We start from the raw sequence: 24,524 nt of genomic DNA on the forward strand, positions 1-24,524 counted from the left end.
GATCGGAGCGAGTGCGCTCCCGATCATGCCGAGAGGTACCTCCTGAGCCGTTCGTCGTCGGCGGACACGTCGGCGGTGTCGCCGTCGTCGACGACCCGCCCCTTATCGAGGACGTAGAAGCGGTCGGCCAGGTCGAGCGCCAGCGGGAGGTTCTGCTCGACGAGCAACAGGGTCGTCTCGGTCGCGGCGTCGGCCAGCGCCTCGGCCACGTCGGCGACGATCTGCGGCGCCAGGCCCTCGCTGGGCTCGTCGACCAGCAGCAGGTCGTTCTCGCCGACGAGCCCGCGGGCCAGCGCGAGCATCTGCTGCTGGCCGCCCGACAGCGTCCCCGCTTCCTGGTCGCGCCGTTCTTCGAGGATCGGGAAGGTGTCGTAGACGGTCGCGACCCGGTCGCCCGTGTCGGCGCCGTCGGGGACGGCGACGCGGACGTTCTCGGCGACGGTGAGCTGCGAGAAGATCCGCCGGTCCTCGGGGATCCAGCCGACGCCCCGCTCGGCGACCTCGTGGGTTTCGAGGCCGACCAGCTCCTCGCCGCGGTAGGTTATGGTCCCTTCCCGGGGCGGGGTCAGCTGGAGGACCGACCGCAGCGTCGTCGTCTTGCCGACGCCGTTGCGGCCGACCAGCGCGACCACCTCGCCCTCCTCGACGGAGAGCGTGACGCCCTCCAGCACGTGGCTCTCGCCGTAGTAGGTCTCCACGTCTTCGAGTTCGAGGAGGGTCACGCGATCCCCCCCGATCCGGGCTCGCCATCTGCTGACTCCTCCCCGCGACGGTCGAGGTCACCGGGTTCGTAGCCGCCGAGATACGCCTCCTGGACGGCGGGGTCCTCGCGGACGGCCGCGGGTTCGCCGTCGGCGATGACGGCGCCCTGGTTGAGGACGACGACGCGGTCGGAGACCTCCATGACGATGTCCATGTTGTGCTCGACCAGCAGGACGGCGTGGTCCTCGGCCACGTCCTCGATGAGCGCGACGATGTCGTCGACGCTCTCGGAGGAGACGCCGGCGTTCGGTTCGTCCAGCAGGAGCACGTCGGGGTCGCCCGCCAGCGCGACGGCGACCTCCAGCTGGCGGCTGGCGCCGTGGCTGAGGTTCTCCGCGACGTCTTCGGCCCGGCCCGCCAGCCCGACCCGGTCGAGGATCTCCCTGGCCTCCTCGACGTACTCGTCGTAGGCGTCGACGTTGCGCCAGAACGTCGCGGCGTCGTCGCCGCCGGCCTGGGCGGCGATCCGGACGTTCTCCAGCACCGACAGCGTCGGAAAGACGTTCGTGATCTGGTAGGATCGATGGACGCCCAGAGCCGCCGTCTCGTCGGGCGAGGCGTCGGTCACGTCGCGCCAGCCGTCACTCTCCCCCGCTCCGCCGTCGCGGCGCAACTCGATCGTCCCGCGGGTCGGTTCGAGCGCGCCGGTCAGCAGGTCGAAGAAGGTCGTCTTCCCGGCGCCGTTGGGGCCGATGAGCGAGCACAGTTCGTCGCCGAGTTCGAAGTCCACGTCGTCGACGGCCGTGAGGCCGCCGAACTCCTTCGTGAGGCCGTTCGTCCGTAACATGCTCACAGCGAGCAGTTCATGTCCGGGCTGTCGGCCGGGATGGTCGCGTTCTCCCCGGAGATGCGGGCCTGGGGCTCGCCGGGCATGATCGCCGCGTCCCAGCTGTCGGCGTACTCGTCGCTCGTCGGGACCGGGCTCGCGACGGTCATCTCCGAGCGGGCCTGGTTGTTGTACTCCTGGAAGGTGTAGCCGTCCTCGCCTTTCGGCGTGTCCGCGACGGTCATCCCCTTGAGCGCGCCGGCGATGTCGGCGCCCTCGGTCGACCCCGAGGTCTGGACGGCCTGGTGGATGGCCGAGGCGGCCGTGAACGTCCCCGAGGTGAAGAGATCGGGGACGACCTCGTAGGTGTTCGTGTAGCTGTCGACGAAGGCGTCGTTGATCTCGTTGTCGTACTGGTTCCAGTGGTACCGCGTCGTGAACGGGCCGAGTTGCGAGCCCTCGATCTTCTCGGCCGTCAGGGGCGACCCGAGGACGCTCTCCATCGTGTTGCCGACGACCTGATTGGTGATCTGGGTGGCGAACCCGCCGAAGACCCGATAGGAGTAGTCGCCCGAGAGGAACGAGCTGAACAGGTTCGGGAGCGTCGTGACGGTGAACCCGCCGACGATGCCCTCGGCCCCGGCCTCCTCGGCGTTGTCGAGCAGGCCGTCCCACTCGGCGTAGCCCTGTTCGACGAAGCGCTTGCCGACGATCTCGACGCCGTTGTCCCGCAGGACGGACTCGTAGTTGTTGACGACGGCGCGGCCGAAACTGTAGTCGGCGCCGAACAGGAACACCCGCGACACGTCCGTCTCGTTGGCGACGTAGCGGCCGCCCGAGCGGGCGTCCATCGCCGTGTTCTCGCTGGCCCTGAAGACGAGGTCGCTGCAGTAGTCGCCGCTGGAGGTGATCGCCGCCGAGGCGGCCGGTCCCGCCACGAACGGGACCTGCGCTTGCGTGACGACCTGGCCGATCACGCGCTCGGCCGCCGACGAGGACGAACAGCCGAACAGCATGTCGACGCCGTCGTCGCGGACGAGCGACGTGGCCGCCGACTGGGCCGAGTCCGCCGCGAACTCCGTGTCGCGGACGAGCAGCCGGTAGTCCACGTCGCCGACCGTGACGGTCGTCTCGCCGGTCCCGACCTGTCCGGCCGGGTCCGCGCCGGCCTTGTAGGCCAGCCCCGAGAGGAACCCCCACAGGCCCTGCTGGCCGTAGTACGCCAGGTTCCCCGACATCGGCTGGAGGACGCCGATAGTTACCTCGCCCGAGACGCTGCTCGCCGTGCCCGTCGCCGTTCCGTTCATACCTGAGTCGTCGGTCGCCGTGTCGCCGCCGTCTCCGCCGTTCCCGTCGTCGCCACCGCCGTCGGCGTTCCCATCGCCGCCCTCGGTCGGTGTGCTATCGCCGTCCGAACAGCCCGCCAGCGCCGCGGCACCGGCGACACCCAGTGACTTCAGCGCCCGCCTCCGCGTGATATGCTCTCGCATGATAATTAGTGATACTACGTTCACGGCCATATCCACCCGGGTTCACATGTTAACGCGCACGTTCGGCCGAGCAAGCGGAGAACGTGGAGGCGACCGAACGGCCTCTCACTCGGCGTCGTCGAGGTCGTCGAGGGCGTCGACGACGCGTTCGATCATCTTGCGCTGGCCCCTGCGGAGGTTCTTCGAGACGGCCGGCTTGGACACGTCGAACTCGTCGGCGAGCGTGCCGAGCGTGGCGTCGCGGGGCGACTCGAAGTAGCCCGACGAAACCGCGGTCTCCAGGGTCTCCCGCTCGGTCTCGGAGAGCTCCTCGCAGCCCTGGATGAGCGTCATCGCCGCGCCGGCGTTCTGGACGAGGTCGCCCATGTCCGGCAGCGTCGTGTCCGACCGCTCGACCACGTCGAACTCGTTGTCCCGTTCGAGTTCCGCGAGCGTGTCGTCGGCCTGGCGGGCCCGGTCGAAGCCGACGTGCCACACCTCGCTGCCGTCCTCGATGTAGAACGGCCCGGTGATGTAGCCGTCGTTGTCCCGGATGGTCTCCATCGCCGCCGTCTCGTCGATGACCGTCCGGACGTGGGCCACGTCCTCGCGGCGGGAGAGCAGCGCGTAGTCGTGCATGTTCCCGTGGTCCCGCAGCGCGTCGAGCCCGTTCGAGAGCTGGTCGCGGTCGCCGCCCTCGACGACCATCCGCGTCTCCAGCGCCCGCCGGGACTGGTCGAACTCCCAGTGGACGGCCGAGAACGCGACCCCGTAGTCCGCCGTCGTGTCGACGAACGGGCAGTCGTACTGCTCCATGTCCATCGAGATGTCGATCATATGGGAAACCCCCTTCCTCGACGTGACTTCCCTCACCAACATAAATGATTCTACCCTCGAAGGAAGCGTTCGGGTTAGGTGAATCCTACCGGGAACGGGAGTACGGGGCGGATACGGGGGGAGCGTCCGGCCGGAGGTCACTCGCCGAACTCGGCCGCGACGGCCTCGCGGTCGATCTTGTCGGGACCGCTCGTCGGGAGTTCGTCGACGAACGCGAGGTGGCGGGGGTGTTTGAACCGGGCCAGCCGGTCGTCGAGGAACGCGCGGAGGTCGTCGAGGGGCAGTTCTCCTTCGCCGTCAGCGAGTTCGACGACGGCCTTCCCGACCTGGCCCCACTGGTCGTCGGGCACGGGGATCACGACGGCGTCGGCCACTGCCGGGTGGTCGACGACGGCGTCCTCGACTTCCGCGGGGTAGACGTTCTCGCCGCCGCTGACGAACATGTTCTTCTTGCGCCCCTCGATGGAGACGTACCCCTCGTCGTCGACGCGGGCCAGGTCGCCCGTCGACACCCACTCGCCGAACGTCTCGGCGCTCTCCTCGGGGGAGTCCCAGTAGCCGTCGGCGGCGTGGGGCGACCGCAGTTGGAGTTCGCCGATCCCGCCCGCCGGGAGTTCCGCGCCGTCGTCGTCCACCACGCGCGCGTCGACGTGGGGATTCGCGACGCCGACGGTGTGGGCTTTCTCGCGGGGCCAGTCGTCGGGCATCGCGAAGTTGTTGGGGCCGCACTCGGTCAGCCCGTACCCCTGTGAGAGGTCGACGCCGCGGTCCCACCACGCCTCCATGACCGACTCCCGGCAGGGGCCGCCGCCGGACTTGACGAACCGGAGCGACGACAGGTCCGTCTCCGCCCAGCGGTCGTGTTCGGTCATCGCCCTGAGGACGGCGGGGACGGCGACGAGGACGCTCGCCGACCGCTCCTCGACGATCCCGAGGATCTGGCCGGGGTCGAACTCGCGGTCGATGACGACCGTGCCGCCCATGTGGAAGATCGGGAGCGTGAGGACGTTCCAGCCGCCGGTGTGGAACATCGGGAACACCATCGGCGTCAGGTCGTCGTCGCGCAGCCCCCACGCGGTGATCGTGTTGACGGAGTTCCAGACGAGCGCCTCGTGGGAGATCACCGTCTCCTTCGGCGTCCCCGTCGACCCGCCGGTGTGCAGGAACAGGTGCGGGTCGCCGGCGTCGACGGCGGGGCCGTCGAACGCCGAGTCGTCGTCGGGGAGGGTGGACTCGTAGGATTCCCAGGTCACTTCCCCGTCGACCGGCAGCGACAGGATCGGCGCGTCGGCATCCCAGGCGTCCCGGTCGGTCGCGTCCCCGACCAGGTCGGCGAACGGCTCCTCGACGACGACGAGTTCGGGGTCGACGTTCGCCAGGAGGTCGGCGAGTTCCGGCGGGGCCAGCCGGTGGGACAGGGGGGCGAGGACGCCGCCGGTCTTGCCCGTCGCGAAGAAGAGGTCGACGTACTCCGGGCGGTTGCGGGAGACGACCGCGACGCGACCGCCCGCGTCGGCGCGTGCGTCCGCCGAGGAGTTCGTGACGCCGCGGTCGGCCAGGAGTCGCGCACAGCGGTTCGCCCGGCGGTCGAGGTCGGTGTAGGTGTACTCGGTCCCGGTCGCGGCGTCGACGAGCCCGACCCGGTCGGGCGAGAGCGCCGCGCGCTTCTCGCTCCAGGCGCCGACCCACTCCGCCTCAGACATCCTCGACGAACTCCCGGAGTTCGTCGGTGACCCGCTCGTCGCGCTCGACGAAAAAGAGGTGCGAGCCGCCCTCGACCTCCACCAGCTCCGCGCCGGGGATCCCCTCGGCGAGGAGTCGCCCGTTCTCCGGGGGGAGCACGCGGTCGTCCGTGCCGTGGAGGACGAGCGTCGGCAGGTCGATCCCGCCCAGTTCGTCGCCCGCGTCGAAGCCGACCGCCGCCGCGCTCTGCCACTCGTAGGCGTCCTCGGAGGGATCGGTCTCCAGTCGCCAGTCGACGATCCGATCGACGACCTCCTGATTCGCCGCCCAGAACTCGTCGGTGAATGCGGGCTCCATCTTGTGCCGGATCGTCTCGCTCGGCCCGTACTCGTCGGGGACGGCGAGCATCCGCGCCTGGGTCTCCTCGGGGATCGGGACGGCGTCGTCGCCGCCGGGGGTCGTACAGAGCAGCGCCAGCGACTCGGCGCGGTCGTAGTCGAGCGCGTACCGCTGGGCGATCATCCCGCCGAGGCTCGCGCCGACCAGATGCGTCCGCTCGATCCCGGCGTCGTCGAGGACCGCTTCGAGGTCGGCCGCCATCTCTTCGACGGTGTAGGGCCCCTCGGGTGCGTCGGAGTCGCCGGTCCCCCTGTTGTCCATGACGACCGTGCGGTACTCCGAAAGCGCCTCGCGCTGCCAGTTCCACATCCAGGTCCCGTAGGCCAGCCCCTCGAGGAACGTCACCGCCTCGGCCTCGGCCGGCCCCGCCACGTCGTAGGCGATCCGGACCTCGTCGTTCGTCGCGTACGCCATGGCGGAGGTATCGAACGCCCCTCCCTTCAACCCGGACGTTCACGTGTGAACCCGGACCCGTATCGCCCGAACGCTCCGACGCCCGATTCACCCCGTCGAAACCGCCCCTCGAACCCTCTGCTCGGCAACGATGCCCCAGGGAACGTGATTCACCATCTCCGAATCGGTACGGTTTCGATTCCGTCCACTGATCCGGAAGATACGCCCCGCGTGCGGGGTACCGATCGATTCCACATGCACGTCCCTGATAGATCTCGAATTCCGCTAATGTTTTACGAGTGGCACTGAGACGCACTGTTATGGAATTACATGCCAGAGAGGTTAACCAGGACGTGCGGGAGCTGGGCGAGCTGCTCGGGGAGATAATCCGGACCCAGCGGTCCGAATCTGCGTTCGAGATAGTCGAACGTATCCGGACGGCCGCGATCGACTACCGGCGCGGCGACGCCGAGGACCGGGCGGCGATCGGCGAGGCCCTCGACGGGCTCGACCCCGAGGAACAGGACGTGGTCGCGCGGGCGTTCACGACGTACTTCGAGCTGATCAACCTCGCCGAGGAGCGCCAGCGCGTCCGGGAGATCCGCGAGGGGAGCCACGAGGGAACCCTGGAGGACAGCGTGCGCGCGGCCGTCGAGGAACTCGCCGAGCGCAACCTGGACGCCGCGACGGTCGAACGGGTGCTCGACGACGTACTCATCCAGCCGACGTTCACCGCGCACCCGACCGAGGCGCGCCGGAAGACCGTCAAGGCGAAACTGCGCTCGGTCTCGAACCACCTCGAACGGCTCGACGAGGTGCGGCTGACTCGCGACGAGCAGGCCGACGTGGAGCGGGACCTGGAGGCGGAGGTGACGAGCCTCTGGCAGACCGCGCAGGTCCGCGAGCGCCGCCCCGACGTGACCGACGAGGCGTTGAACGTCCAGTGGTACCTGGAGAACGTCCTGTTCGAGGTCATCAGCGAGGTGTACGACGCGCTCGAACGCGCCGTCGACGAGGAGTTCGACGGCGAGGTCGACGTGCCGAAGCTCTACGAGTTCCGGTCGTGGGCCGGGTCCGACCGGGACGGCAACCCCTTCGTCACCCCGGAAGTGACCGAGGAGACGCTCGACCGCCAGCGGTCGGCCGCGGTCCCGCTGTACCGCGACCGCCTCAAGACGCTCTCGGGCGTCCTCAGCCAGGACGCGAGTCAAATCGACACCGGCGAGCGCTTCGACGAGCGCCTGGCCGACCACCGCGAGCGGCTGCCCGCCGTGGCCGAGGCGGCCCGCGAGCGCTACCCCGACGAGCCCTACCGCCAGAAGCTCAAGTTGATGCGCGAGAGCGTCCTCCGGGTCGACGACGTGCGTCCCGGCGGCTACGCCGACGAGCGCGAGTTACTCGAGGACATCGAGGCCATCGCCGAGAGCCTGCGAGCCAACGACGCCGACGCCATCGCCGAGTCCCACGTCGACCCGCTCGCCCGTACCGTCGACACCTTCGGCTTCTCGCTGGCCAGCCTCGACCTGCGCGACCACCGCGCGAAACACACGAACGCCATCGCCGAGGCGGTCGACCGCGAGGGCGTCGACTACGAGTCGATGGACGAGGGCGAGCGCGTCGACTTCCTCACGGAGGCCGTCCTGCAGGACCCGACCGTGATCGACCTCGCCGACCGAGAGGGCCTCTCCGACGAGACCGCCCGCGTGCTGCGCCGGTTCGAGAAGACCGCCGAGTGGCAGGACGACTACGGCGTCGACGCCATCGACACCTACGCCATCAGCTGGTGCGAGGAGCCCAGCCACGTCCTCGAAGTCCTCTTCCTCGCCGACCAGGCGGGCATCGTCGACCTGCCGGGCTACTGCGGGCTCGACGTGGTCCCCCTTCTGGAGTCGAAGTACGCCCTCGACGGCGCCCGCCGCATCATGGGCACCCTGTTCGAGAACGAGGCGTATCAGCAGGCCCTCGACGCCCGCAACGGCGTCCAGGAGATCATGCTGGGCTACTCGGACTCCAACAAGGAGAACGGTTTTCTGGCGGCGAACTGGAGCCTCTTCCGCAACCAGCGCCGGCTGGCCGCCATCACCGACGACTACGACGTGGAGATGCGGCTGTTCCACGGCCGCGGCGGCTCCATCTCGCGGGGCGGCGGGCCGATGAACGACGCGATGCTCGCGCTGCCCAACGAGACGGTCTCGGGACAGATCAAGTTCACCGAGCAGGGCGAGACCATCTCGGAGAAGTACGCCAACCGGAAGATAGCCGAGCGCAACCTCGAACAGATGCTCGACGCCCAGATCCGGGCGCGGCACAACGCCATGGAGAACCCGACCGAGGAGGTGCCCGACGAGTGGGCCGAAGCGATGGAGACCGCCGCCGAGGCCGCCCGCGAGGAGTACGTCGACCTGCTCGAATCCGACGGGTTCGTCGACTTCTTCGAGACCGCCACGCCCATCACCGTCATCGAGAACCTCAACCTCGGGTCCCGCCCCGCGTCGCGCTCGGACGAACGCGACGTCGACGACCTGCGTGCGATCCCGTGGGTGTTCTCGTGGACCCAGGCTCGGTGTATCCTCCCGGGCTGGTACTCGCTGGCGACCGGGATCGAGGCGTACCTCGATTCGGGCGGCGATATCGAGACGCTGCGGGAGATGTACGACGAGTGGCCCTTCTTCCAGACGACGCTGGACAACGCCGCACTGGCGCTGGCGCGCTCGGAGATGGAGATCGCCGAGCGCTACGCCGACCTCGCCTCCGACGACCTCCGCGAGGCGTTCTTCCCGCGCATCCGCGCGGAGTACGAGGGCGCCGTCGAGCTGGTGAAGACGATCACCGACCGCGACAGCCTGCTGCGCCGCGAGTGGCTCGCCGAGAACCTCGCCCGGCGCAACCCCTACGTCGACCCGCTCAACCTCCTTCAGGTGCGCCTGCTCGACCAGTCCCACCTGACCGAGGCCGAGGAGCGCACCCTGCGGCTCACCGTGCAGGGCGTCGCCGCCGGGATGAAGAACACGGGATAAGGCAACCTTACTCTCGTTCTGCGGGAACCGGCGCCGCTGAACCGACGAAAGGCGCTTGCGGCGAGCCCCCGAACCGCCGCCCATGGCACTCGACACCGTTCTCGTGGCCGTCGGACCCGGTGACGAGGAGCGAACCGATCCGGTCGTGACCGCCGTGAGCGACGTTGCCGGACCGGCGGAGGCGTCGGTGGTCCTCGCGCACGTCTTCTCCCGCGAGCGATTCGCCGAGATGGGCGACCGCCTCGGCTTCGGTGACGACGCCGAACCCGACGCCGTCGCCGCCCGACAGACGACCGTCGGAGCGTTCCGCGACCGGCTCACCGAGGCGGGCCTGGACGTGTCCGTCCGCGGTCGGGTGGGCGACGTGGGAGAAGGAGTCGTCGCGCTCGCGGAGGGGACCGACGCGGACCTCGTCTTCGTCGGGGGTCGGAAGCGCCGCCCCTCCGGGAAGGCGGTGTTCGGCTCGACGGCACAGACCGTCCTGCTCGAAGCGCCCTGTCCGGTGACGTTCGTCCGGAGCGGGTGACCACAGACGAGAGCGGGTCCGTCGCTCGGGCGATCAGTCCACGAGCGCCGCTTCCAGCAGTTCCAGCGGGTGCCGTATCTCGTAGCCGGTGCCGTGCTCCATCTGCATCGCGCAGGTGGGACACTCCGTCATGCCGGTCTCGCTCTCCACGCCCTCCATGTGCTCGAACATCTCCTCGCCGATCTCCATGGAGTAGTCGTACTTCTCTTCCTTCCAGCCGTAGGTGCCCGAGATACCGGAACAGGAGTCGCCCACGTCCTCGACGTCGACGCCGTCGAGTTCGCGAAAGAGTTCGACGGCCTGGCGGTCCAACCCCTGATTCCGGGCGTGACACGGCGCGTGGTAGGCGAACTCCTCGGCGAGTTCGCCGTCCACGTCCGCCTCGGCGACCGCACCGGACAGGTCCTCGTGAATGCGCAGGTACTCGACGGCCTCGTAGGTGTGAGCCGCCACCTCCGCCGTGCCCTCGAAGTCGAACAGTTCGGGGTACTCCTGGCGGAGGCTCATCGAGCAGGACGTACAGGAACAGACCGCGTCGTAGCCCTCGTCGACCAGCGCCGACAGGGATTCGACGTTCGTCTTCGCGTCCCGGCGGGCGTCGTCGAGCATGCCGTTGGCGAACATCGGCGTGCCGGAACAGCCCTGCTCGGGGACGGCGACCTGGTAGCCGAAGTGCTCGAACAATCTGACCAGGGCCTTCGCGACCTCGGGGGTGTTGTACTCGGCGTAACAGCCGTGGAAGTACGCGACCCGCTTGTCCGCCGACTGGACCTGCGCGCCGCCGCGGGCCTGCCACCAGTCGGTGAACGTCTCGGTGGCGAACTCCGGGAAGTCCCGTTCGCTCGTCACGCCGAGGGTCTTCTCCATGACCCAGCGTGCCGGCCCGAAGTTCATCGCGGCGGTGGCGAGCCGCGGGACCTTGCTCGCGAAGAAGGCGGAGGTGCGGTAGTTCGCCAGGATCCGGTTGCGCCAGTACTCGACGGAGAGCTTGCTCATCTGCTCGTCGACATATCGACCGCGAGTGGTGTTATGCATCTGACTGAGCGGCACGCCGGAGGGACAGGCGTCGTCGCAGCGCATGCAGTTCGAGCAGGACATCACGGAGTCGTCGACCTCGTAGTCCTCGTCGGTCTGGGTGAGCCGCCACTGCTCGGGGCCCTGGAACTTCGGCCCGGGGAAGTCGTCGTCGACCTCCGCGACCGGGCAGCTGGTGTCGCAAGAGGAGCACTTGTAACAGGAGTCGGCGCCCGACCGCAGGTCGAACTCCTCGGCGTCGCCGAAGACCTGCGTGGGCTCGTGGTTCTCGTCGGGATTCGGTGCCGCCGGTTCGAACTCGCTGGTGTGGTCCGTGTCGCTCATGGGATCGGTCGTGTCGCCGGCCGCGCCGCTCGCCGTGCCGCCGTCCGGGACGCGCGGCCGTCCCGGCTCCGTCTCGTCTCTCGCGCCGTTCTCCGCACTGCCGTCCGCGCCGTTCGCCCCGTCCGCCGCTCGCTCGTCGCTCATCGCACCGCCTCCGCGGCGGCCGCGCCGGCCGCGTGGCCCGTCGCGATGGAGACGCCGCTACCCGACTTCTCGGCCGCGAAGTCGTAGCCGCCCAGCACCGACCCGGCGGCCCGCAGGTTCGCGAACTCCGTCCCGCCCTCGGCGTCGACCGGCCGCAGGTCGCCGTCGGTCGGGACGCCGAAGCGGGCGAAGGCGTGGTCGCCGAAGGCGTCGGTGTCGAACCACTCGTAGCGGTCGGTCGCGTGGGGGACGTGGCAGTCGAAGATCGGCTCCTCGACGGTCTCCCGGTCCGAACCGATCCCCTTCCCGACTAGCCCACCCGTCGCGAGGACGAACTGGTCGGCCGCGAAGGGGATTCTCGCCCCGTTGCGGTCGATCGAGACGGACTCGACCCGCCCGGTGGCGTCGCCCCCGCCGTCCGACTCGTAGCCGACGACGGGGTTGCCCGTCTCCATGCTGACGCCGGCGGCGTCGAGCGCGGCGTAGAGGTCGTCCTCCAGTCTGAGTCCGGGCAGCGACGGCGGACCCATCGGCACCTCGAAGACGGGGACGCCCAGATGGGTTTCGAGCGACTCGCGGACCGCGGCGGGGTCGTCGTCGCCAAGCACCGCGGGGAAGCCGACCCGCTCCGCGCCGTCGAGGTGGGGTTCGACCGCGCTCGCGAGCGCGGCGCGGGCGCGGCGGGTGGACCCGGTGTGGGTCTCGACCGGCGCGTCCTCGTCGAGCAGTTTCGCGTAGCGGGTCACCTTCGCGTCGGCGTTCAGATCGCCGGGGAACGCGATCGTCTCGCCCGCCACTTCGAAGGGGACGCCCGCCCCCTCTAGATGGGCGGCCGCGTGGGGCGCGTCGAAGTCGACCAGCCGTTCGAACCCGACCAGCAGCGCGTCGCGCTCGTCGCTGGCGACGCCGGCCGCGGCGCCCGCGGGGTACCGGGCGGTCGGCTTGACCGTCCCGCCGTGGGTCGGCAGGAGCGCGTTGCGGTCGGTGTGGCCGCCGCGGTAGCGGTCGGCCACCTCGTCGAAGACAGCCATCGCCTCGCGGACGCCGTCGACGCCGACCGCGCTGTAGGGATGGCGCTCGGGCAGCTCCGGGACAGCCTCGAACGGGTCCACGACCAGGCCGTCGCCGTCCGGCACGTACCCGAGCACATCGACGAGTCCGGACGCCTGCGCGAGCGTGCTCTGTTTGTACGAGAGGAGTCGCACGTCCGCGCCCTCGCGGGCGGCGGCGAGGGCGGCGAACCCGCCCGCCAGGCCGCCGCCGACCACGACGACCTCGGACTCAATCGCCATCGCGCCCTCCGTCGGTCGCGACGCCGGTATCGCCCGCTCGGTCCGCGTCGCCGTGGTCCACCGCCTCGGTCGGCCCGTCGTCGAAGGCGGCGAAGTCGACCGACCCGTCGGCATCGGCGGGGTCGCGGTCGCGATTTTGCGTCGTGGCGTGCAGCGCGTAGTTGAGCATCGCCTGGGAGAGCTGCTGGCCCCACAGCGCGTGCCGTTGGCCCTTCCAGCGTTCCTGGAGGAGTTCGTCCCACGCCTCCCTGACGGTGGGTTCGTCGTAGCTGTCTTCGAGTTCGCCGGCGAGCCGGTGGGCACAGAAGCCGCCCTGGCAGTTGCCCATCGTCGCCCGCGTGCGGATGCGGACGGCGTTGAGGTCCGAGCCCGAGCCCTCGATCGCGTCCTGGACCTCCGCGCGCGTGACGGCCTCACAGTTGCAGACGACCGGGTTCGGGCCGTCGGTGTCGAGCACCTCGTCGGCCCGCGAGCCCAGCCGTTCGACGCTGCGGCGGCCGATCGGCGACTGGAGGCCGAACTCGTCCATGTAGTCCCGGAGGACGGTGAAATCCTCGCTCCCCGGGAGCGGTACGTCGGCGGTCCGGCAGGCGGCGTCGACGCCGAAGCGGTCGCAGACGTGGTCGACGATCTTCTCGGCCATCATCCGGTAGGTGGTGAACTTCCCGCCGACGATGCTGGTCATCCCGGGCAGGTCGTCGCGGTCGTCGTGGTCCAGCAGGAAGAAATCGCGCGTGATGTCGGTGGGGTCGGTGCTGCCCACGTCCGGCGGCTCGTACAGCGGGCGGACGCCCCAAAAGGAGCGGATCGTCCGGGCGTCTTCGAGCATGGGGATCAGCTCCGAGAGGGTGTCGATCATCATGTCGACCTCCCAGCGCTCCTCGGGGTAGTCCTCGGGGTCGTCGACCTCCTCGTCGGTGGTCCCGAGGATCGCCGTCGTCTCGTGGGGGACGACGATGTCGGCGTCGCCCTTCGGCCGACAGCGGTTGATGACGGTGTCGACCTGCCGGACGTTCATGATCGTCATCACGCCCTTGGAGGGGCGGACCTCGATGTCGACGCCGGCCATGTCGCCGATCTGCCCCGCCCAGGCGCCGGTCGCGTTGACGACGTGGTCGGCGCGGATCTCCTCGCGACCGCCCTCGGTGCCGTGGACGCGCAGGCCCGGGCCGGAGGCGTGTTCGACTTCGACGCCGACGACCTCTCCGTCCTCGACGAGCAGGTCCGTGACCTCGGAGTGAGTCTCGACGCGCGCGCCGTGTTCGACGGCGCTGGCGGCGTTGGCGACCACCAGTCGAAAGGGGTCGACCGCGCCGTCGGGGACCCAGATCGCCTTGTCGATGTCCTCGGCGAGGTGCGGCTCCATGGCGCGCGCCTCCGCGCCCGAGAGGGCCTCGGCGGGGATCCCGCAGGCCTCGCAGCCGTCGAGCTTCTCCTGGAAGTACTCCTCGCTGTCCTCGGGGCGCTTGACGAACAGGCCGCCGGTCTCCTCGACGCAGTGGGCGGCGATGTCCCGGAGGACGCGGTTCTCCTCGATGCACTCGCGGGCGCTGGACCGGTCGGACACCGCGTACCGGCCGCCGCTGTGGAGCAACCCGTGCATCCGCCCGGTCGTCCCGTGCGTGAGGTTGCCCTGCTCGACGAGGGTCACGTCGAACCCGCGCATCGCCAGGTCGCGCGCGACGCCGCCGCCCGTCGAACCGCCCCCGAGAACCGCGATGTGGGGTGTGGATGCCATCTGTTCGCACGTTCGGCACCCACCCACTTTACTTCACCGACGAACCTATACACTCGATAAATAAAATGGTTCTACCCTGGGAAACGGAACGATGAACCAGTGGCTCGGTCGCGACTACTCACCGGAACGCGCGCCGAACCCTGGGAGACGAGACGGCTTATACGGCGGCAAACAACCGCAGATGGCGCTAATGCGAACTGAAGGGGGCGATACTCCGAGGCGCATCTCCCCGACTGCCCCCGCCCTGGCCGGCGGTACCGAGCGCCTACTTTACCCGACGCACCCCAACCATCAGTAACATTTATAACGATTCCGTATGTTGTTTATCGGCAGGGCGGCATTCGGAGTAAATATCCCGCCACATGGTGACAGACAATGGCAGACACGTACATCGGCGCGATAGACCAGGGGACGACCGGCACCCGCTTCATGGTGTTCGACCACGAGGGCCAGGTCGTCGCGAACGCATACGAACAGCACGAGCAGATCTACCCCGAGCCGGGCTGGGTCGAACACGACCCCATCGAGATCTGGGAGAACACGCAGGAGGTCGTCACGCGCGGCCTCCGCGACGGCGGGCTGGACGCGAGCCAGCTGGAGGCGCTGGGGATCACCAACCAGCGGGAGACGACGGTCGTCTGGGACGCCGAGACGGGTAAGCCGGTCCACAACGCCATCGTCTGGCAGGACCGTCGCACCACCGACCGCGTCGAGCAGCTCGAAGAGGAGGACAAGGTCGAGTGGATCCGCGAGAAGACGGGGCTGGAAGCCGACGCCTACTTCGCCGCCACGAAGACCGAGTGGATCCTCGACAACGCCGAGCCCCTGAAGCTCCAGAGCTCCCGCGGCGAGAGCGTCCGCGACCGCGCCGAGGCCGGCGAACTCCGGATGGGTACCATCGACACGTGGCTCATCTACAACCTCACCGGGCAGCACATCACCGACGTGACCAACGCCTCCCGGACGATGCTGTACGACATCGAGGGGCTCAACTGGGACCCCGAACTCTTAGAGGAGTTCGGCGTACCGGAGTCGATGCTCCCCGAAGTCCGCCCGTCCTCCGACGAGGCCACCTACGGCTCGACCGACCCCGACGGCTTCCTCGGCGCCGAGGTGCCCGTCGCCGGAGCCCTGGGCGACCAGCAGGCCGCGCTCTTCGGCCAGACCTGCTTCGACGCCGGCGACGCCAAGAACACCTACGGCACCGGGTCGTTCTACCTCATGAACACCGGCGAGGAGGCCGTCGCATCCGAGCACGGCCTGCTGACGACGATCGGATTCCAGCTGTCGGGCGAACCCGTCCAGTACGCCCTGGAGGGGTCGATCTTCATCACCGGCGCCGCCATCGAGTGGCTCGAAGACGTCGACCTGATCAACAACGCCGCCCAGACCGCCGAGCTGGCCCGCTCGGTCGACTCGACCGACGGCGTTTACATGGTCCCGGCGTTCACCGGGCTGGGCGCGCCCCACTGGGACGGCCGCGCACGCGGGACCATCGTCGGGATGACCCGCGGCACCCGGAAGGAGCACATCGTCCGGGCGACGCTGGAATCGATCGCCTACCAGACCCGCGACATCGCCGAGGCCATGGAGGCCGACTCGGGCGTCGAGACGACGAGCCTGCGGGTCGACGGCGGCGCGGTCAAGAACAACTTCCTCTGTCAGCTCCAGTCGGACATCATCCAGACGGAGATCGTCCGCCCGGAGGTCGACGAGACGACCGCGCTCGGCTCCGCCTACGCCGCCGGCCTCGCCGTCGGCTACTGGGACTCGGTCGACGAACTCCGCGACAACTGGCAGGTCGACCGCGAGTTCTCGCCGGAGATGGCCACCGCCGAGGCCGATCGGATGTACAGCCGCTGGGACGACGCCATCGAGCGCTCGCTCGACTGGGCGCGGGAGGAGTGACCGATGTACGATACGCTCCTCCAGGTGCCGGTCGTCGGCATGGAGTGGGAGCAGTTCCTCCTGCTTTTGATCACCGCCCTCGCCGGCGGCGCCTTCGGCGCGGCGCTCGGCGCGCTCCCGGCGTTCATCTTCACCGGCTTCGTCGTCTTCCTCGGCGAGGGGCTCGCGATCCTCGAACGCTCGGTCGGCGGGGCGGTCCCGGCGGTCGGGCCGGGCGAACTCGCGACCGGTGTGACCGGCGTCATCGGCTTCGGTGCCGTCACCGGCCCGCACATCGCCTTCGCGGGCGGCGTCGCCGCCTCCGCCTACGCCGGCAAGAAGTACCCCGAGATGGAGCCGGAAGGGTGGGACTACCACTTCGGGAAGAACATCCTCTACGCGTTCGGGACCAAGCCGGACATCCTCGCGGTCGGCGCCGTCTTCGGGCTCGTCGGCGCGCTCATCAACCAGTTCTCGGCGGCGCTGCTTGCCGTCGGGAACACGCCCGTGACCGACACCATCGCGCTGACCGTCGTCGCCAGCGCCTTCCTCGCCCGTATCGTCTTCGGCTACCCGATCGTCGGACGCTCGTCCGGCGGGAGTCTGCTCGACATGTCCCCCTTCGAGCGCGAGGAGCCCCGCGTCGCCACCGACGGCGGGGAGGTCCCCGAGGAACACGCCGGTCGGCTGGCCACCGAGCCGTGGCTCCCCCACCAGTACAAGTGGTCGGGCGTCACCGCCATCGGCCTCGTCGGCGGGATCCTCGGCGGCTACATCTGGATCCAGACCGGCAGTATCTTCATGGGCTACGCCATCTCGGCGATGAGCCTGCTGTTCCTGAACCTCGGCGTCGAGAAGATCCCCGTGACCCACCACATCACGCTCGTCGGCGCCGTCGGCGCGGTCGTCGTCGCCCCCGTCGCCGGCAGCGTCGTCGCGCTGCTGGCCGCCGGCGTCTTCGGCGCCGTCAGCGGCCTGCTCGGCGAGGTCACCCAGCGGATCTTCTACGCGCACTCGGGCACCCACGTCGACCCGCCCGCGATGGCCATCGCCCTCGCGATGCTCGCCGTCGGCGTCCTCGCGATCCTCGGCGTGTTACCGAACGCGGGGTACCTCTGAGCCCGCCGCCCGACACCGCGGCTCCCGGCGCGGCCCCGCGCCGGTCCGACCCATCACGATTCATTTATATAGCGAGACGGAACTGATTCACAACCGACCCCCCCGGAGCTCACATGGACATCGACGCGCGCATCAAACGACGACAGCGCCGGACCGACGGCCGCCGCCTCGTCGAGGACTACGAGTCGCTCTCGCCGGTCGCCCACGTCGACGAGCCCTCGGACCGCGGCCCGACGCTCGAACGCCTGCTCGACCACCTCGACCCCGTCTTCGACGGGCAACTCCCGGGCAACGCCTACGTCTCCGGCCCGGCCGGCGCCGGGAAGTCGGCCGTCGTGACCGCCCTGTTCTCCCACCTCGACCGGCTGTCGACCGAGACCCGGTCTATCATCCACACGAGCACGCGCCCGGCGACGCCCACCTCACCCGCGTTCGCCTACGTCGACCTGCGCGAGACGACCAGCGAGTTCGCCTTCTACCACGCGGTCCTCGACGCGCTGGTCGAGGAGTCGGTCCCCGACCACGGCATCTCCACCGCCGAGCTGCGCGAGCGGCTCCACGCGCTCCTCGGTGACTCCGGTACCGGCGTCGTCGTCGTCGTCGACCACGTCGGCGAGCCCGAGGGCACCGACGACGAGGAACTGGTCGAGCTGTTCGCCGGCCTCCCGAGCAACGTCAGCTGGATCGCCGTCGGCCGCCGCGACCCCGAGGACGTGCCGTTGACCGAGTACACCGCGACCGAGATCGGCGTCGACCGCTACCGCCGGGAGACGCTCGTCGACCTGTTGATGACCCGCGCCTCGCTCGGGCTGGCCCGCCAGGGGCTCGACCACGAACTCGCCCGACAGATCGCCGAGTGGGCCGAGGGCAACGCCCACGACGCGATGGCCGCGCTGTTCGTCGCCGCCGTCCGCGCCACCGAGGACGGACGGGCGCGGCTCACCGAGGGCGACGTGACCGCCGCGGTCGAGGAGGTCCCCCGCGAGTCCGTCTCGCTGGGCCGCGTGCTCGCGCTCCCGGCGAACAAACAGCTCGTCCTCCGGGAACTGGTCGATCTGGACCCCGGCGAGCGGGCCTCCGTCACCGCGACGACCGAGGCGATCGGCGCCGTCCCGGCCGTGGACCTCTCACCGGGGACCGTCAAGCGCTACCTCTACGAGATGGCCGAGGTCGGCGTCGTCGAGCGCGTCCAGTCGGAGGTCACCAACGAACAGGGCCGGCCGCCGAGCCGCGTCGAACTCCGCTTCTCGCCGACGGCGTTCCGCCGACTGTACGACCTGCGTGGGTGATACCGGCCCGAGCGACCGAGTGTGGGACGAGAGTTTACCACCGTTTCCGGGCATCGAACCTCCGGTTCGCTCAGTGACGAGACGGGTCGCCGTCTCGAGCCACTGCGGTCGTTCACGGGGCTCACAGAGTTCGAGCGGCACACGACACTATCCGGCACGCCGCCACCGTGGTCAGTAGGTCCGCGGTGGCTGCTCGAGGATCTCGAAAATTTCGCGGGCACGATACTCCTTGTTCCGTCCCTTCCCGGTCACTTCCTCGAGGACTCCTTCGTCGACGAGGTCGTTGATCGCTCGCGACGCCGTCGGTTGCTCGACGTCGAAGAGCCGTTGCACTGTCTTGCTCGTGACGTAGGGCTGTTCGAAGAGCTTCACTGCGAGCTGGTTCTTCGTGTACGACTTTCCCCCGTACTCGGCGTCGTACTGACGCCTGAGGTGGGCTAGCGAGAGTGTTCGGTCGACGGACTCGTGGGCCTGCCGAGCGACGCCCTCGATAAAGAACGAGAGCCACGCTTCCCAATCGCCATCGTATCGAACGGCCGCCAACCGGTCGACGTACGTCGGCTTGTTTCGGTTGAAGTACTCACTGAGGTAGAGATTCGGGCGTTCGAGAAAGCCAGCGTCGTACAACTGGAGCGTGATGAGGAGTCGGCCGAGACGACCGTTCCCGTCGCCGTACGGGTGGATAGTCTCGAATTGGTAATGGAACAGCGCGACGTCTACGAGCGGGTGGTAGCTCCCGCCAGTTCTGTAGTAGGTGAACAGCGCATCCATCAGGCCGTCGACCTGGCCTGGAATGGGTGGGAGGAAGTCACCGATATGGTTCGGTTTCGTCTTGTACGCGCCGAGCGTATCGGTATCGACGCGGTCGTCCGGAACGCCCGTGAGAAGCGTCTCGTGGAACTCGTGGAGCCGTTCGACGGTCAGGCCTTCGCCTCGGTCGAGAGCCTCGATACCATCCTCGATAGCGTCTTCGTAGTTGAGGACTTCCTGCGTGTCCTTCCGTTGGCCTGTGGTGGATTCGACGCTGATCTCGTCTTCGCCGGCGTCAAACGAGCGCGTTTCGAGGCTGTAGAGCGCGTCGTAGTCGACGTCAGCGCCTTCGATTTCGGCGGATTCCATGGCTTCCTTCCGGAGGAGCGACGTGTAGAGCACTGGCGGGAAATCGAGTTCGAGACTCACGCCACTGAGTTTCCCGAGCCAGAACGTCGCGTCTGCGAGCGTTTCGTAGAAGTCGTTCCCGAGAGCGAGATCTCGGGATGGCGGCAGCGGATCGGGCTTGTAGTACGACCGCCGGCCGTACGAGATGAGTTCGCCTGGGGCGTCAGCATCGAGTTCCGGCTGTTGCATACATACTCAACCAGTGGGGCCCCTCGATAAATTAATCTGTCGTCGCCAAATGAATAGATAGGTGTTGAGATCGACTATGGATGCATTCATTTTCTATATAAGAATTTTAAAAGGTCGTACGGTGTTGGTAGATACAATTCTCAGAGATAGCCGGATAATTGGTCACGCTGATCGCTCCATTTAGCTGCTGCAGGTATCACGCCAGCATCCGCGAGCGAAGCGAGCGGTTCACCGGACGCGAGGGAGCGAAGCGACCGAGTCGTCCGGCCTTTTTCCCCAAGTTTTTCCGGCGGAGGATTCCCGCAGGCGCGCGAAGCGCGCCGAGGAACTCTCCGCTGGAAAAAGTGGGGCACGACGTACCGAGCGGGCAATTCACCACGGTCCTGCCGGAAACCGACGCTTCGTGAGGTCTTCTCGACGCCCTCACCCGAACAGAAGTAGCGCTACCGAACCCGCGAGCGGTCGCCGGTGCCGCCGGTCATGGCGCTGGCGAGGGCGCCCTTGACGACCACGTCGTCGCCCAGCGTGGTCAGCTGCACGTCGGGGACGTTCCCGAAGACCACGTCGTCGAGTCGCTCGCGGAGCGGGTCGAGGACCCGGTCGGGGTTGTTGAGGGTGACGGCGCCGCCGACGTAGATGACCAGTGGGGCGTAGGAGTCGGTCATGTTCGCGACGGCGATGACGTTCCACCGGGACATCTGGTCGAGGACGTGCTCGGCGAACTCGTCGCCCTCCTCGGCGTGAGCGAACACGTCCGCCGAGGAGAAGTCGGCGCTCTCCATCGGCATCGACGTGTCGACGGGGTCCTCGTCGTGGAGGCGCTGGGCGTAGCGGAAGATGTTGTTGCCCGAGCAGTAGGCCTCCCAGTGGCCGTCGACGCCGCAGCCGCAGGTCATGAAGCCGTTGGGGTCGACCGTCATGTGGCCGACTTCGCCGGCGTTGCCGTCCCAGCCGCCGATGACGTTCCCGTCGACGCAGACGCCGGCGCCGATACCGCTGGAGATGGTGAGATAGATCATGTCGTCGGGGTTGCGGTCGGAGTAGAAGCGCTCGCCGATGACGCCGGCGGTAGTGTCGTTGTGCAGGTAGATCTCGTCGCTGTCGACGAGTTCGCCGACGGGACCGGTCAGCGGGATGCGGTCGATCGTGTCGGGGAGGTTCGCGGGGTTGTCGATCGCCCCCTCAGCGAGGTCGAGCGGGCCGATAGAGCCGATGCCGACCGCGGCGATCCGCGTCGGGTCGACGTCCGCCTCGTCGGCGGCGCCGCGGAGCGCGTCGAGGACCGCCTCCGTGACCGTGATGCCGTTCGGTCCCTGCGGCGTCCCCGTGCGTCGCGACGCGACGACCCGCCCCGTCTCGTCCCCCACGACGGCGCGGATGTTCGTCGCGCCGAGGTCGACCCCTGCGTAGGTGGCCATGGTACTCGATCGGTGTACCCTCCGCTACTTAACTGCACATATTCACCCGCCACCGAGTTCCTTCTTGGTCGGCGGCCCGAAAGCGCGAGCGCGCGACAACACTGTCGTCGACGGGTTCTGGACGGTCGTCGACGGGCTCTGGGCGGTCGTCGACGACGGCCGCTACCCCTCTACAGTTCCCGTTCGGCCGCGCGCTCGCGCGCACGACTCTGTATCGCTTCGTCGTAGACAATGCCGCGCTCGGCGTCCAGCGTCACGACGGTCCCCGACTCGACCTCGCGGGACAGCGACGCGTTGGAGATCATCGGCACGTCGAGCTCCCGGGCGACGATCGCCGCGTAGCTGGTCATGCCGCCGTGGCGGTCGACCACCCCGCCGAGCTTCTCGACGTCGCCGGTGAACTCCCCGTCGAAGTCCTCCGGGACCGCCAGGATCCCGCCCTCGGGAACCTCCGAGAGGTCGCCGTCCTCCGTCCAGTGCAACTCGCCCGAGACCAGCCCCTCCACGACCGATCGACCGGAGGCGATGGTCTCCGAGGCGACGTGGACCTTCAGCATGTTCGCCGTGTTCACGCCCTCCAGCTCGGTCATCATCCCCGAGACGACGACGACGGTGTCGCCGCTGTCGGCCGCGCCGGTGTCCAGCGCCGACTGGACGGCGTCGTTGATGACCGCGTCGGCGCCGTCGGCGGTGTAGGGCGAGCTCTGTGGGATGATCCCCCACGAGAGCGCGAGCCGGCGGCGGATCTCCTCGCTCGGCGTCGAGGCGACGATCGGGATCGAGGGCCGGAACTTCGCGGCCTTCAGCGCCGTGTAGCCGGACTCGCTGGCCGCGACGATCGCCGCCGCGTCGATGTCCCGGGCGAGAAAGCGGGCCGAGCGGGCGAGCGCGTCGGTCTGGGTCTCGTCGGCGTTCGGCACGCGCTGCTCGCGGTTCTCCGCGTACTCCGGGGACTCCTCCACGTCGCGGACGATCCGGTTCATCGTCTCGACCACCCGGACGGGGTGGTCGCCGATGGCCGTCTCGCCCGAGAGCATCACCGCGTCGGTGCCGTCGAGGACCGCGTTGGCCACGTCCGACGCCTCCGCGCGGGTTGGCCTGCGCGCCGTCACCATCGAGTCGAGCATCTCCGTCGCGGTGATGACGGGCACGCCCTCCTCGTGGCACGTCCGGATGATCCGCTTCTGGATCATCGGCACGTCCTCCAGCGGGCACTCCACGCCCAGATCCCCGCGGGCGACCATCACGCCGTAGGCCGCGTCGATGATCCCGTCGAGGTTCTCGACGGCGACCTCCCGTTCTATCTTCGCGATGATCGGGATGTCCGCGCCGAGTTCGTCCAGCGCGGCGCTGATCTCGTAGACGTCGTCGCCGTCGCGGACGAAACTCGCCGCGACGAAGTCGACCTCCTTCTCCGCGGCCACGCGCAGCTCCTCCCGGTCCTGGTCGGTGATGACCGGCAGCCCGAGCTCCACGCCGGGGACGTTGACCCCCTTGCGCGCCCCCAGGTCGCCGCCGTTCTCGACCGTCGCGGTCACGACCCCGTCGTCGACCGACTCGACGGTCGTCTCGATGCGTCCGTCGTCCAGCAGGACCACGTCCCCCGGTTCGACGGCGGAGATGTCGTGGGAGACGCCGATCTCCGCCGGCGTCGCCTCGTCGCCCTCGACGAACCTGACCGTCGACCCACCTTCGAGCGTGATCTCCTCGCGGATCGGCGCCGTCCGGACCTCCGGGCCGGGCAGGTCGAGCATCGCCGCGACCGGGCGGTCGGTCCGGCGGTCGACCGTTCGGATACGGTCGACGAGCTCACGCCTGTGTTCGGGCGTGCCGTGGCTCGCGTTCATCCGCGCGACCGACATGCCCGCATCCGCGAGCGCCTCGATCGTCTCCTCGGACTCGCTGGCCGGCCCCAGCGTACACACTATCTTCGCACTGCGCATCTCAGATCGATACCCCCAGAGGCGTCGTCGTTCGGTTCATGTGAACGGCTTCCCGCGGCAGGGATAAAGGGTTGACTCATCCGTCGCTCGGTCGCGGCGGGGTTCGCCGCCGAGAAACGACGGCTTCCCTACCGCGAGATGCCGCTCTGTTCGCCCGACTCGACGACCTGTTCGACCTCGTCGGGGGTGACGAGGGCGATATCGCCGGGGATGGTCCGCTTGAGCGACGCCGTGGCGGCGCCGTACTCCAGGGCGTCGGGGACCGACTCGCCGTCGAGCCAGGAGGCGAGGAAGCCGCCGACGAAGGCGTCGCCGGTGCCGACGGTGTCGTACTCCTCGGCCTCGAAGACGCCCTGTTCGAACGCCTCGCCCTCGTGCAGCGCCAGCGACCCCTCGCCGCCGCGGGTGACGAGCGTCAGGTCGAAGTCGAACTCGTCGGCGAGGTCGCGGGCGATGGCCTCGGCGTCGCCCTCGCGGTCGAGGACGGCTCGGGCGTCGCGGACGGCGACGACGAGCACGTCGATGTCCTCGAAAAGGTCCTCCAGGGTGTCGCGGGCCTCGGCGGGCGACCAGAGTTTCGAGCGGTAGTTCACGTCGAAGACGGTCGTCGTGTCGTTCTCGGCGGCGAGTTCGAGGAGGTCGGTCGTCGTCTCCAGCAGGGTCTCGGAGAGCGCGGGCGTGATACCGGAGGTGTAGAAGGCGTCGGCCTCGGCGATCCGGTCGGTGGCGAGTTCGTCGGCGGTGGCGGAGGTGACCGCGGCGTCGGCGCGGTCGTAGATGACGTCCGTCCCGCGGGGTTTGCCGGCCATCTCGACGTAGTAGGTCCCCATCCGGGCGTCGTCGTCCCAGACCACGTCGGCGTCGACGCCGTGGTTGCCCAGGGCGCTGGTCACGCGGCGACCGAGCGGGGAGTCGGGGAGTTTCGACACCCAGGCGGCGTCGAGGCCGAGCCGCTGGGCCGCGACGGCGACGTTGCTCTCCGCGCCGGCGACGTGTACGTCGAGTTCGTCCATCGCTTCGAGCCGCTGGTGGTCCGGCGGCGAGAGCCTGAGCATCGACTCGCCGACGGTTACGAGATCGGTCATGCCCGTCGCTGGGTCGGGGCTCGGCTTAAATCCGCGGGGATCCGCGGCGCG

Annotated in this window: 18 protein-coding genes; 5 read left to right on the forward strand and 13 right to left on the reverse strand. The window is 69.0% G+C overall.

Annotated elements, in window-relative coordinates:
• Positions 1–23: 23 nt before the first annotated feature.
• The 6 genes from HZS54_RS19175 to HZS54_RS19200 all read right to left on the reverse strand — a co-directional run bounded on the left by HZS54_RS19175 (position 24) and on the right by HZS54_RS19200 (position 6,330).
• Positions 24–722, reverse strand: a complete 699-nt coding sequence (locus HZS54_RS19175) for an ABC transporter ATP-binding protein (protein ID WP_179918664.1) — start codon at positions 720–722, stop codon at positions 24–26.
• On the reverse strand, positions 719–1,549 hold the full coding sequence (locus HZS54_RS19180) for an ABC transporter ATP-binding protein (protein ID WP_179923074.1): 831 nt from the start codon (positions 1,547–1,549) through the stop codon (positions 719–721). Before HZS54_RS19180 ends, HZS54_RS19175 begins: the two co-directional genes overlap by 4 nt.
• A 2-nt stretch (positions 1,550–1,551) precedes the next feature.
• Positions 1,552–3,018, reverse strand: a complete 1,467-nt coding sequence (locus HZS54_RS19185) for an ABC transporter substrate-binding protein (RefSeq protein WP_179918665.1) — start codon at positions 3,016–3,018, stop codon at positions 1,552–1,554.
• Between the two features lie 105 nt (positions 3,019–3,123).
• On the reverse strand, positions 3,124–3,834 hold the full coding sequence (locus HZS54_RS19190) for a helix-turn-helix domain-containing protein (RefSeq protein ID WP_179918666.1): 711 nt from the start codon (positions 3,832–3,834) through the stop codon (positions 3,124–3,126).
• 137 nt (positions 3,835–3,971) lie between these two features.
• Entirely contained in the window at positions 3,972–5,537 is a 1,566-nt protein-coding gene (locus HZS54_RS19195) for an AMP-binding protein (protein WP_179918667.1), read from the reverse strand.
• Positions 5,530–6,330 (reverse strand): alpha/beta fold hydrolase, encoded by an 801-nt coding sequence (locus HZS54_RS19200; RefSeq protein ID WP_179918668.1) that lies wholly within the window; start codon positions 6,328–6,330, stop codon positions 5,530–5,532. Before HZS54_RS19200 ends, HZS54_RS19195 begins: the two co-directional genes overlap by 8 nt.
• 299 nt (positions 6,331–6,629) lie before the next feature.
• On the opposite strand from HZS54_RS19200, the gene ppc reads away from it, so the two are divergent.
• A complete protein-coding gene (gene ppc, locus HZS54_RS19205; RefSeq protein WP_179918669.1) occupies positions 6,630–9,326 on the forward strand; it encodes a phosphoenolpyruvate carboxylase in 2,697 nt (898 codons plus the stop codon).
• Between the two features lie 82 nt (positions 9,327–9,408).
• Entirely contained in the window at positions 9,409–9,852 is a 444-nt protein-coding gene (locus tag HZS54_RS19210; RefSeq protein ID WP_179918670.1) for a universal stress protein, read from the forward strand.
• 33 nt (positions 9,853–9,885) lie between these two features.
• Here the strand turns inward: HZS54_RS19210 and HZS54_RS19215 are convergent, their stop codons facing one another.
• The 3 genes from HZS54_RS19215 to glpA all read right to left on the reverse strand — a co-directional run bounded on the left by HZS54_RS19215 (position 9,886) and on the right by glpA (position 14,385).
• On the reverse strand, positions 9,886–11,211 hold the full coding sequence (locus tag HZS54_RS19215) for an anaerobic glycerol-3-phosphate dehydrogenase subunit C (RefSeq protein ID WP_179923075.1): 1,326 nt from the start codon (positions 11,209–11,211) through the stop codon (positions 9,886–9,888).
• Between the two features lie 140 nt (positions 11,212–11,351).
• Positions 11,352–12,647: a glycerol-3-phosphate dehydrogenase subunit GlpB gene (glpB, locus tag HZS54_RS19220; RefSeq protein WP_179918671.1), complete on the reverse strand. Its 1,296-nt coding sequence runs from the start codon at positions 12,645–12,647 to the stop codon at positions 11,352–11,354.
• On the reverse strand, positions 12,637–14,385 hold the full coding sequence (gene glpA / locus HZS54_RS19225) for an anaerobic glycerol-3-phosphate dehydrogenase subunit GlpA (RefSeq protein ID WP_179918672.1): 1,749 nt from the start codon (positions 14,383–14,385) through the stop codon (positions 12,637–12,639). Before glpA ends, glpB begins: the two co-directional genes overlap by 11 nt.
• A 375-nt stretch (positions 14,386–14,760) precedes the next feature.
• Between glpA and glpK the strand changes: the two genes are divergently transcribed.
• The 3 genes from glpK (at position 14,761) to HZS54_RS19240 (ending at position 18,680) form a co-directional block, all read left to right on the forward strand.
• Positions 14,761–16,293 (forward strand): glycerol kinase GlpK, encoded by a 1,533-nt coding sequence (glpK, locus tag HZS54_RS19230; RefSeq protein WP_179918673.1) that lies wholly within the window; start codon positions 14,761–14,763, stop codon positions 16,291–16,293.
• Between the two features lie 3 nt (positions 16,294–16,296).
• Complete coding sequence (locus tag HZS54_RS19235) at positions 16,297–17,391, forward strand: DUF7973 family transport facilitator (RefSeq protein WP_179918674.1); 1,095 nt, start codon at positions 16,297–16,299, stop codon at positions 17,389–17,391.
• Positions 17,392–17,504: 113 nt separating this feature from the next.
• Complete coding sequence (locus tag HZS54_RS19240; protein WP_179918675.1) at positions 17,505–18,680, forward strand: Cdc6/Cdc18 family protein; 1,176 nt, start codon at positions 17,505–17,507, stop codon at positions 18,678–18,680.
• 171 nt (positions 18,681–18,851) lie between these two features.
• Here the strand turns inward: HZS54_RS19240 and HZS54_RS19245 are convergent, their stop codons facing one another.
• From HZS54_RS19245 to kdgK1, 4 genes are all read right to left on the reverse strand, one after another.
• The gene (locus HZS54_RS19245; RefSeq protein WP_179918676.1) at positions 18,852–20,027 is read right to left on the reverse strand and encodes a Fic family protein; all 1,176 of its coding nucleotides are present in this window, start codon (positions 20,025–20,027) and stop codon (positions 18,852–18,854) included.
• Between the two features lie 443 nt (positions 20,028–20,470).
• Positions 20,471–21,445 carry an ROK family protein gene (locus HZS54_RS19250; protein WP_179918677.1) on the reverse strand — a complete coding sequence of 325 codons (975 nt, stop codon included), beginning with the start codon at positions 21,443–21,445 and terminating at the stop codon, positions 20,471–20,473.
• A gap of 170 nt (positions 21,446–21,615) precedes the next feature.
• The gene (gene pyk / locus HZS54_RS19255) at positions 21,616–23,388 is read right to left on the reverse strand and encodes a pyruvate kinase (RefSeq protein ID WP_179918678.1); all 1,773 of its coding nucleotides are present in this window, start codon (positions 23,386–23,388) and stop codon (positions 21,616–21,618) included.
• 128 nt (positions 23,389–23,516) lie between these two features.
• Complete coding sequence (kdgK1, locus tag HZS54_RS19260) at positions 23,517–24,473, reverse strand: bifunctional 2-dehydro-3-deoxygluconokinase/2-dehydro-3-deoxygalactonokinase (protein ID WP_179918679.1); 957 nt, start codon at positions 24,471–24,473, stop codon at positions 23,517–23,519.
• Positions 24,474–24,524: the final 51 nt, after the last annotated feature.

Origin of the sequence: Halosimplex pelagicum (assembly GCF_013415905.1) — an archaeon.
GTDB lineage: Archaea > Halobacteriota > Halobacteria > Halobacteriales > Haloarculaceae > Halosimplex > Halosimplex pelagicum.